The organism is Pseudomonas sp. Pse79, from assembly GCF_024519615.1.
Classification (GTDB): Bacteria; Pseudomonadota; Gammaproteobacteria; order Pseudomonadales; family Pseudomonadaceae; genus Aquipseudomonas; species Aquipseudomonas veronii.
The window spans coordinates 76,516-86,363 of record NZ_JALJRR010000021.1 but is presented as its reverse complement, the minus strand read 5'-3'; the positions used below and the strand labels follow the sequence as shown (position 1 = coordinate 86,363).

General features: G+C 57.3%; 9 protein-coding genes and 1 pseudogene. 5 read left to right on the top strand and 5 right to left on the bottom strand.

Annotated features, from left to right (window positions below; translation table 11 throughout):
* Positions 1–320: 320 nt before the first annotated feature.
* The 5 genes and pseudogenes from NR164_RS23115 to uraH all read right to left on the bottom strand — a co-directional run bounded on the left by NR164_RS23115 (position 321) and on the right by uraH (position 4,908).
* Positions 321–2,666 (bottom strand): DUF2235 domain-containing protein, encoded by a 2,346-nt coding sequence (locus NR164_RS23115; RefSeq protein WP_256823309.1) that lies wholly within the window; start codon positions 2,664–2,666, stop codon positions 321–323.
* A complete protein-coding gene (locus NR164_RS23110) occupies positions 2,654–3,169 on the bottom strand; it encodes a DUF3304 domain-containing protein (protein ID WP_082643800.1) in 516 nt (171 codons plus the stop codon). The genes NR164_RS23115 and NR164_RS23110 overlap by 13 nt, the downstream gene beginning before the upstream one ends.
* Before the next feature lie 102 nt (positions 3,170–3,271).
* The gene (locus NR164_RS23105) at positions 3,272–4,027 is read right to left on the bottom strand and encodes a DUF4123 domain-containing protein (RefSeq protein ID WP_052735820.1); all 756 of its coding nucleotides are present in this window, start codon (positions 4,025–4,027) and stop codon (positions 3,272–3,274) included.
* A gap of 291 nt (positions 4,028–4,318) precedes the next feature.
* A pseudogene (locus tag NR164_RS23100) lies at positions 4,319–4,426 on the bottom strand (IS110 family transposase); the annotation flags it as partial.
* Between the two features lie 128 nt (positions 4,427–4,554).
* Positions 4,555–4,908, bottom strand: a complete 354-nt coding sequence (gene uraH, locus NR164_RS23095; RefSeq protein WP_017845823.1) for a hydroxyisourate hydrolase — start codon at positions 4,906–4,908, stop codon at positions 4,555–4,557.
* Between the two features lie 390 nt (positions 4,909–5,298).
* Between uraH and puuE the strand changes: the two genes are divergently transcribed.
* The 5 genes from puuE to NR164_RS23070 all read left to right on the top strand — a co-directional run bounded on the left by puuE (position 5,299) and on the right by NR164_RS23070 (position 9,760).
* Positions 5,299–6,225 carry an allantoinase PuuE gene (gene puuE / locus NR164_RS23090; protein WP_126586496.1) on the top strand — a complete coding sequence of 309 codons (927 nt, stop codon included), beginning with the start codon at positions 5,299–5,301 and terminating at the stop codon, positions 6,223–6,225.
* Positions 6,222–6,737 (top strand): 2-oxo-4-hydroxy-4-carboxy-5-ureidoimidazoline decarboxylase, encoded by a 516-nt coding sequence (gene uraD, locus NR164_RS23085; RefSeq protein ID WP_017845821.1) that lies wholly within the window; start codon positions 6,222–6,224, stop codon positions 6,735–6,737. The genes puuE and uraD overlap by 4 nt, the downstream gene beginning before the upstream one ends.
* A gap of 41 nt (positions 6,738–6,778) precedes the next feature.
* The gene (alc, locus tag NR164_RS23080; protein ID WP_017845820.1) at positions 6,779–7,780 is read left to right on the top strand and encodes an allantoicase; all 1,002 of its coding nucleotides are present in this window, start codon (positions 6,779–6,781) and stop codon (positions 7,778–7,780) included.
* Positions 7,781–7,921: 141 nt separating this feature from the next.
* The gene (locus NR164_RS23075; RefSeq protein ID WP_256823308.1) at positions 7,922–8,425 is read left to right on the top strand and encodes an ureidoglycolate lyase; all 504 of its coding nucleotides are present in this window, start codon (positions 7,922–7,924) and stop codon (positions 8,423–8,425) included.
* Between the two features lie 51 nt (positions 8,426–8,476).
* A complete protein-coding gene (locus NR164_RS23070) occupies positions 8,477–9,760 on the top strand; it encodes a urate hydroxylase PuuD (RefSeq protein ID WP_177031723.1) in 1,284 nt (427 codons plus the stop codon).
* Positions 9,761–9,848 lie beyond the last annotated feature (88 nt).

Below are 9,848 nucleotides of genomic sequence, written 5' to 3'. Positions count from 1 at the left end.
GAGCCGACGTCCATATATCTGGCAACTGCTCGCAGATCGACAGCAGGAAGTCGCTGATGACAATGCGATCCGCATTTTGCTTGAACAGCTACACAGCCATGAAGGTTTGCCACCCAAGGCCGACAGCGTCTGCCATTTGATCAATCAGCATCTGTTGGAACACCCTCAACTGCTCTGGCCAATTGGTTGGGCAGCCGAGAACAGTTGCGGGCTGAATGGGGTGGGAAGCGAGAAGGTGCAGCTCGATTATCAAAGCCATCAGTTGAAATTGGAACTGAGGTTTGTAGGGTAATCGACCAGAATGATTTATTTTTCGCGTCTTAAACGACACTATCCGGTTCGAACAAGCTGCCCGTCTTGCGCAACATGGCTGTGGTTCGTTCCATGCGTCGGGCAAAGTCATCCAGTTCAATCTGATGCTTTTGCTCCGACGCGACCTGACCCACATGGCTGCTTGGTTGCAGGAGTTGTTCCGCGCCTGGCAAGAACGGTACCACTAGGCCAGTGGCCTTATCGATCACCTGGTAGCCGATGGTCGCCGCCCCAATGCCCGCCGCCAGTCCGCCAACACCACCTAATACACCACGGCGCTTGATGCCATACACCGTAGCCCCGGCAATCATCGCCACGCCCAATATGCGACCGGCCACTACGACTGGGGACAGATCACGGCTATTGTCATTGCCGAAATAGATCATGCGGTAAAAGAAATAACCGGCCCACAACTCCCTCGACTTCAACTTGTCGTGCATGAACCAGGCCCGCGAGTCGTGTATCTGGTCATCGAACAACGCCACCAGTAGGGCCATCTCAGGGTCTGCACCGGACGTGCCTTGAGCATCACGGAACAGTTGCTTACTGCGCAGATCACCCGCCGTCTTGAGGGCGTCATGGTCCTTGGACTCGTCATTCTCGTTAAGTAAATAGATCGCATCGCGTAACACCACGTCGGTCACCGTGCCTTGCCAACTGGATTGCTCACGCTTCTGGCCGGTGTAGTCAGACTTGAATTCCTCGGCAGCTTGGCTGAGTTGGGTCTGATCAATCTGCGGTTCATAGATTCGTGGGCCGGGATACTGAGGGTTATCCCGCCGCATTTTCACGGCATCAGCCTGGTCTTTTTTATACTGTTCGCGCTCAGTAGTTTCCTGATAGGGCGTCGCCTCTTTGGCTTGGGTGAAAAAAGGCTGGCGCTTATAGCTGTCGTTATTACCTTGAGGATCATTGACGTAACGACCAATACGCCAACCGGTGATCCAGCCCAGTTGATCGGCCAGGGTGTCTTCTACGGTGGTGTTCAAACGCAGCGGCTTATAGGCCGAGTCCTCGACGGATTCGTCAGCCGCAACACCTGATAGGGTTTTGAGGCGCCAGGCGTTGAAGCGCTCAATCAGTTGCTGACTGACCACAAACTCTGAGGAAGTCCCAGGCCCCATTTTTCTCCACAACCTCTCCGAGCTAGTATTAAACGTGTCCGGCAGTACCTCTTCTGGCACTTGCAGAGGGGCACCCGCTGCAAAAGCAGCGGCATACAAGTCGTGCAAGACAATCTGCGACACCAGCTCATGAGTACCTTCACGAGCTTTGCCCTGGTCATTTTTCGGGTAGCCGCCGCCCACATCCGAATGCACACCGGGGTACACCACTTCGTAGGTATTGGCCGGATACTGGCCGTTTTCGTTACGAATCGAATCCAACGGAAAGCATGAGCGTTGCTCGAAGCCCGCGACAAAATGCCGACAACACTTGACCAGTTCCGGGAACCGCTGCGCATCCGGTAGCAACTGGGTGTTATCGGCCCAGTCCATATGCCCAGCAAAGAATGGGGCTACATGGGCAATACCCACCGAGGCCACCGTGTCCAGCACGCCAAGAAACTCGACGCTGACAGGCAAGCCCAACAGTTCCTGTTTTGGCAGTTCATCCCCTTCTGGGGTGTCGAACAACTGACTCAACCAGGTAACAAAAGTGCGAGCCTCTGCCGCTCCCCGAGAGAAACCGTACACGTACAGTTTGACCGCCAGCACTTTAGGCTGGGCCTCGTCCTTGCGAGCGTGTAAAGGGGCCAGCAGCTCTTTCATGATTCGGCGGCGATTGCCTTCACCCAGAGCACTCATCAGCGGTGCCTTCCAGGTGCTCATGGCCTCGACCTTGGTCTTGGCGACAATGTCATCAATTCCGCTTTTATTGTTCAGAGCATAAGATAACGCGCTGGCCACCTGTACCAAGGCCCAGTTGATCCGGTCTTCCCCCCCAGTGGCATATTGCAGCCCGCTATCGCTGTAATCCAGTTCGCCAACTTCGGGGAATGGCGTGCCGACACCGGGCATGTAATACGAAAAATAACCCTGCCCCATCGCGTCTTTACCTCGTAGTGAGGCATGAAACAGCTTGGCGATATTAGTGGGATGACCATTCTGGGTGTCGCTCTTTTCGTTATTGTTGGTGCCATCGAAAAACAGACTGATATGCAGGCTATGACAACAGGTAAAACGCTGTGTGCGACGCCCTTGATCGTCACGTTTTTGTTGAAGCCGATTTTGCTCAGCAATTTGCTTATTGTAGTTATCTGTCACATCCGATGTTTTCGTCGGGAAACGCCCTGCAGCAGGAAAAACTGGCGGTCCCCAAGCTTTGTCTTTTGAATTATTGTTCACTTCGGACATACGGCCGGCTCCTTCATTTGCGAGGGTTCTTTAATCGGGTAATGCTCTGAGTTAAATGCCCAACATGAGCTCGTAACCTTGATCTGGTTACAAACCAAAAAGTGTACCTTCAGGCCGCATCGCTCCGTTCCAGGCCACTCTGGAATATCCACGGTGGTGCTGTGGCGCTGATAGTTGGCTGCATGTTTGGCATAAACCTCTCTGAACTCATCTGATGTTACAGAGGGCATTTTTGCAGACGGCTCAGGATCGACCTCCCATTCAATCTGGGCCTTTAAGCCAGGACGCCATTTGACGGGCATGATGATGCAACACGAGCTTCCACCACCACCGTCCGCTCGGTAACCATTGACCGACATCCAGTTAATACCATGCATGGTATGGTTGATGGCTTGCAGGTTTCCCCCTGCCATTTCATTGTTCGCTGAAGAACACCCAGATAACGCGAATCCCAACAAGTAAAACGCGACTTTTTGTGTTGTTTTTTTTATTATCGACTGCATCGCTAGCAACTTCCTTGCTGATTACCTTGACCGCGCAAACCATTCAAATCACTTGTGCATGCAATACACTCTTGTCCCAGCGCAAAGTGGCTATCCAGGCACCTAGGTTCTGCTTAAGTTCTGTTTCACATACTCGGTTAAATCGCCGAAATAATTTTCCTGACCCGCTTGCACAACAAGTGAGTGAATTAGCGCGAAACGCCGCTCTCGGCTCTCATCCAGGAAATCAAAGTTTTTGCCATTTAACAGTTGCTGTGCATCGCTGATACAACCAAGCAGGTCAAATTGTTGATCGTTCATTTCCACGAAGGGACTGACCTGGATATTGCTTTGATGGGTGAGCCTCGTGCCTTGTAACCACTGCGGCTGGTTATCCCGATCAAGCCAGCCCCAATAAGCAGCGGCTTGCAGAAACTCGGCGCGCTGCTGATCGGTGAGGATCGAGGACATCAGCAGGGGAAAGATGCGTGAATCGTAATACCGTAACAAACCGGTTTGTCCACCCCAAGCCAATTGCGAAAACCCTTGCAGGACTTTACTCAAAACTTCGAAGGGCAATGACGAGATCACCACCATTAGGCGGCCATCGGTGGCATGCTCCACCAACTGTTCCAGCCAGGCCTTATGTCGCCACTGCGTCAAGTCCAGACGCATCAACAGAGGGGCCTGATCCAACAGGTTTTGCTCTGACGTGCCGGTGAACAACGAGAACCAGGGGACTTTTGGCGTTAGCATCTCCAAGGCAGGCACAGCACGGTGGCTCCATCCTGCTTGGTCGAGCAGTAAGTCAATCTGGCTTATGCCAATGTGGGCACAGACATGTTCGATCTGTTCTTGCCATTGAGTGGGCATCGTCATGTCCATATTCCCTCGATTAATTATCGCGGATCAGTCCGGTCGAGGTTCTCGCGTCGGCGGGCAGACGCTCAAACGATGCGCCAAAGGCTGCACACATAAAAATCGAGAGTAAATAGGACATTTCCCAAAGATGAGAGCCTAGTCATGCAAAATATTTCATGGCGATCACACTGGAAACTACTCCCTGGTGCAATTGCCACAAAGCAGCACTGATGTACTTAGCGTGTCAGAAAGTCGATGAATGCGAGTCGCATATTTTTCAAGCGCGAACCGTTACAAGTAGGCAGGGTTTTGGTGTGAGCATTTTCTGCGAAAGACCTCGCGGCCCGACTTATCCTGGCCATGCAGGTGGAAAGTGTGTTTGCCGAGATCGGTACCGATCAGTGTTGACTCGCTCATGATGATGGCCTCCGAAAACAAAACACCCCGTGAAAGCGTAGCCCTCACAGGGTGTTGGGGGTGACCATCTCATTAGCCCGCAGTGTGGGCGGGCAAAAAACCAACGAAGAGCGTCGAGGGGGTGAGGCTCAGCTACCGCGATAGGTGGAATAGCTGTAGGGCGAAATCAACAGCGGCACATGGTAGTGCTCCTGTTCGGCGCTGATGCCGAAGCGCAGCACCACCACGTCGAGGAACGCCGGCTCCGGCAATTGCACGCCGCGCGCCCGGTAATAGTCGCCGGCGCTGAATTGCAGTTGGTACACACCGCTGCGGTAGGCGTCGCCTTGCAGCAACGGTGCGTCGCAGCGGCCGTCGCTGTTGGTGACGGCAGTGGCGACCAGTTCCAGTTGCGCGCCGTCGACGCGGTACAGCTCAACCGTGATGCTGCTGCCGGGACAGCCGTGAGCGGCGTCCAAAACGTGTGTGGTCAAACGTCCCATGGCGTGTACGCGCCTCCCGAGGTCAGTAGAAATGAGTACCGCACTTTTTCAGGGCAGCGAAAAAGCTGGTGCGGGACGATTAAGACACTTTTCAAAAAAATTGTACACAATAAAAATCACAAACCTTGCGATCCTTCCACTGGCCTGGCGCGACCGGCCGATTCATGAGTCATCCTTGCTTTTAAACGACCTTTTGTCCATTAGCTGACCAGTCAGGCAAGTTTCTTGCTACACCCTTGAAGGTGAGCGTTGCGGAAAAAATGCAGAAATCCGGGCTTACAAAGTGGCGAATAAGTTGTATACAATCACTCATCGCTGTGACGCCACTCAGTCTTTTTCACTGCCCGGCCGCCACACCCACCGCTACCACGCACAAGAAGGAAGACTGCAGTGAGCGCTGACTACCCACGCGACCTGATCGGTTACGGCAGTAACCCTCCTCACCCCCACTGGCCGGGCAAGGCACGCATTGCGTTGTCTTTTGTACTCAACTACGAAGAAGGCGGCGAGCGCAATATCTTGCACGGTGACAAAGAGTCCGAAGCCTTCCTTTCCGAAATGGTCTCGGCCCAGCCGCTGCAAGGCGAGCGCAACATGAGCATGGAGTCGCTGTACGAATACGGCAGCCGTGCCGGCGTGTGGCGCATCCTCAAATTGTTTAAAGCATTCGATATCCCGCTGACCGTCTTCGCCGTGGCCATGGCCGCCCAGCGCCACCCGGACGTGATCCGCGCGATGGTCGCCGCCGGCCATGAAATCTGCAGCCACGGCTACCGCTGGATCGACTACCAGTACATGGACGAGGCCCAGGAGCGCGAGCATATGCTCGAAGCCATCCGCATCCTCACCGAACTGACCGGCGAACGCCCGCTGGGCTGGTACACCGGCCGCACCGGTCCGAATACGCGGCGCCTGGTGATGGAGGAAGGCGGCTTCCTCTACGACTGCGACACCTACGACGACGACCTGCCCTACTGGGAACCCAACAACCCCACCGGCAAGCCGCACCTGGTGATCCCTTACACCCTGGACACCAACGACATGCGCTTCACCCAGGTGCAAGGCTTCAACAAGGGCGATGACTTTTTCGAGTACCTCAAAGACGCTTTCGACGTGCTCTACGCCGAAGGCGCCGACGCGCCGAAGATGCTTTCCATCGGCCTGCACTGCCGCCTGATCGGCCGCCCGGCGCGCCTCGCGGCGTTGCAGCGCTTTATCGAATACGCCAAGGGCCATGAACAGGTGTGGTTCACCCGCCGGGTCGACATCGCCCGCCACTGGCACGCCACTCACCCTTATAAGGGTGCGGCGCAATGACCAGGTTCCAGACCGTCAAACCGTCGACCTTGAGCCGCGATGCATTCATCAGCGCCTTTGCCGACATCTACGAACATTCGCCATGGGTGGCCGAAAAAGCCTTCGACCTGGGGCAGGACGCTTCGCTCGACGAGATCGAAACCCTGCACCAGCGCATGCGCGATATCCTGCTCAGCGCCGATCACGCCACGCAACTGGCGCTGATCAACGCTCACCCGGACCTGGCAGGCCGTGCAGCCGTCCAGGGCCAACTGACCGAAGCCAGCACTCATGAACAAGCCGGCGCCGGTATTCACCAATGCACGGCCGAAGAGTTCTCACGCTTCACCGAGCTGAATGAGGCCTACAAAGCCAAGTTCAAGTTTCCCTTCATCATGGCGGTAAAAGGCAGCAACCGGCATCAGATCATCAAAGCGTTCGAAACGCGCATCCACCACCCGGTCGACACCGAGTTCAAGTGCGCGCTGGACGAGATCAACAAGATCGCGTTGTTCCGCTTACTGACCCTCTAAACGACCATCCCCAGCCACTCTATCCAAGGCAGACAAGAAGAATGAAAGCGCAACCCGTACCTTTCGAGAAGTTCGTCAACCTGGCCGACGCCCGCCTCGGCACCAAAATCATCTCGGTGACCGATGACTGGTTCGCCGACGCCAACCGCCTGTTCCAGCCGACCCCGGCGGTGTGGAAGGAGGGCGTTTTCGATGACAACGGCAAGTGGATGGACGGCTGGGAGTCGCGCCGCAAGCGCTTCGAAGGCTACGACAGCGCGGTGATCCGCCTGGGCGCACCCGGCTCGATCAAAGGCGTGGACATCGACACTTCATTCTTCACCGGCAACTTCCCGCCGTCGGCCTCCCTGGAAGCCTGCTTCCTCGCCTCGGGCGAGCCGGATGACAGCACCCAGTGGGTGGAAGTGCTGTCGGCCGTCGAGCTGCAAGGCAACAGCCACCATTACCACGCGATCAACCACGACCAGGCCTTCAGCCACCTGCGCTTCAACATCTACCCGGATGGCGGCGTGGCCCGTCTGCGCGTGTACGGCGTACCGTTCCGCGACTGGTCCGCAGTGGGCGACAACGAACAGGTCGACCTGGCGGCGGCGCTGAACGGCGGTCGCGCCCTGGCCTGTTCCGACGAACACTTCGGCCGCATGGGCAACCTCCTCAACCCCGGCCGTGGCGTCAACATGGGCGACGGCTGGGAAACCGCGCGGCGTCGCACGCCAGGCAATGACTGGGTGATCGTCGCGCTGGGGCATGCGGGCGAGATCGAGAAAGTCATCGTCGACACCCTGCACTTCAAGGGTAACTACCCGGACACCTGCTCGATCCAGGCCGCGTTCGTGAAAGGCGGCACCGACAGCCAGATCGAAACCCAATCGCTGTTCTGGCGCGAACTGCTGCCGGCGCAGAAGCTGGAAATGCACGCCGAACACACCTTCGCCGAGCAGATCAAGGCGCTGGGGCCGATCACCCACATCCGCCTGAACGTGTTCCCGGATGGCGGTGTGAGTCGCCTGCGCGTCCTGGGCAAGGTCGCCAAGTCATGCTGAACCTGTAGGAGCGAGCTTGCTCGCGAAAAACTCAAGGACACCGCGTTCATTCAGGATGCACGCGTTATCGTTGACGACCTTCGCGAGCAAGCTTGCTCCTACAACGGTCCATCAATAACCCAACAGATTAAGAAGCCAGCCATGCGCACACTGATGATCGAACCCCTGACCAAAGAAGCCTTCGCCCCCTTCGGAGACGTGATCGAAACCGACGGCAGCGAGCACTTCATGATCAACAACGGGTCGACCATGCGTTTTCACAAGCTGGCAACGGTGGAAACCGCCCAGCCGCAAGACCACGCCATCATCAGCATCTTCCGCGCCGACGCGCTGCCGATGCCGCTGACCGTGTGCATGCTGGAGCGACACCCGCTGGGCAGCCAAGCCTTCATTCCGCTGCTCGGCAACCCCTTTCTGATCGTGGTCGCGCCACTTGGCGATGCACCTGTATCAGGCTTGGTCCGCGCCTTCGTCACCAACGGCAGGCAGGGCATTAATTACCATCGCGGCGTCTGGCACCACCCGGTGCTGACGATCGAAAAGCGGGATGACTTCCTGGTGGTTGATCGCAGTGGCACAGGCAATAACTGCGATGAGCATTTTTTCAAAGAGGATGAGCGGTTGATCCTCGCCCCCCACCAATAAGAGAAGGCCGGATCACCCGACAACAAGGGTGACAGGCGAGAGGTAAAGACTGTGGAAGCACATCTGTTGGAATGGCTGAACCTCAGCGTGCGCTGGGTTCATATGATCACTGGCGTGGCCTGGATCGGCGCGTCGTTTTACTTCGTCTGGCTGGAAAACAACCTCAACCGCGTCAACCCCAAGGACGGCCTGTCCGGTGACTTGTGGGCGATCCACGGTGGCGGTATCTACCACCTGGAAAAATACAAACTGGCCCCGCCGACCATGCCGGACAACCTGCACTGGTTCAAATGGGAAGCCTATTTCACCTGGATGTCGGGCGTCGCGCTGCTGTGCGTGGTGTTCTACCTCAACCCGACGCTGTACCTGCTCGCACCCGGCAGCAGCCTGAGCGGCACCGAAGGCGTGTTGCTGGGCATCGGCTCACTGTTCGCCGGCTGGTTCATCTACTCCTTTCTCTGCGACTCGGCCCTGGGCAAACGCCCGGCGCTGCTCGGCTTGATCCTGTTCGTGCTGTTGATCGCGGCGGCATACGGCTTCAGCACAGTGTTCAGCGGTCGGGGCGCGTACCTGCATGTGGGGGCGATCATCGGCACCATCATGGTGGGCAACGTGTTCCGCATCATCATGCCGGCACAACGCGCGCTGGTGGCGGCGATCGCGGAGCAGCGCACGCCGGACCCGGCCCTGCCGGCCAAGGGCTTGCTGCGTTCACGGCACAACAACTACTTCACCTTGCCGGTGCTGTTCATCATGATCAGCAACCACTTCCCGAGCACCTACGGCAGCCACTACAACTGGCTGATCCTGGCGGGGATCGCGGTGGCGGCGGTGTTGGTGCGGCATTATTTCAACACCCGGCACAACAGCCAGAAATATGCCTGGACCTTGCCGGTGGGCGCGTTGGCGATGATTTGCCTGGCGTATGTCACCGGGCCCAAGCCGATCGCCGAAGTGGCCAAGGCACCAGCGGCCATCGAGTACCAGCCGTTGCCGGAGACCGCATTGGGCGGCGGCGAGAAACCCGTCGCACCGGCCGCCCCCGCTGCGGCACCCGCGCCGGCCCAGGCGACGGTCGACTTCGACAAGGTGCATGGGGTGATCCAGGCACGCTGCGCCGTGTGCCATTCGGCCAAGCCCACCAGCCCGCTGTTCAGCACCGCACCGGCGGGGGTGATGTTCGACACGCCGACGCAGATCCAGCAACAGGCCGCGCGCATTCAGGCGCAGGCCGTGGCGAGCCAGATCATGCCGCTGGGCAACATCACCCAGATGACCCAGCAGGAACGCGACCTGATCGGCACCTGGATCAACCAGGGCGCCCGCACGAACTGACTGACTCACACAGATCCCAATGTGGGCGGTTCTGAACGACCCGCCGTCGCCCACACTCATTGATTCCTTCGTCACAACAAAAACAATA

Bases quoted from the DNA above. Each gene is read 5' to 3' on its own strand.
- NR164_RS23115 (WP_256823309.1), bottom strand. From the start codon at position 2,666: ATGTCCGAAGTGAACAATAATTCAAAAGACAAAGCTTGGGGACCGCCA.
- NR164_RS23110 (WP_082643800.1), bottom strand. From the start codon at position 3,169: ATGCAGTCGATAATAAAAAAAACAACACAAAAAGTCGCGTTTTACTTG.
- NR164_RS23105 (WP_052735820.1), bottom strand. From the start codon at position 4,027: ATGACGATGCCCACTCAATGGCAAGAACAGATCGAACATGTCTGTGCC.
- uraH (WP_017845823.1), bottom strand. From the start codon at position 4,908: ATGGGACGTTTGACCACACACGTTTTGGACGCCGCTCACGGCTGTCCC.
- uraD (WP_017845821.1), top strand. From the start codon at position 6,222: ATGACCAGGTTCCAGACCGTCAAACCGTCGACCTTGAGCCGCGATGCA.
- alc (WP_017845820.1), top strand. From the start codon at position 6,779: ATGAAAGCGCAACCCGTACCTTTCGAGAAGTTCGTCAACCTGGCCGAC.
- NR164_RS23075 (WP_256823308.1), top strand. From the start codon at position 7,922: ATGCGCACACTGATGATCGAACCCCTGACCAAAGAAGCCTTCGCCCCC.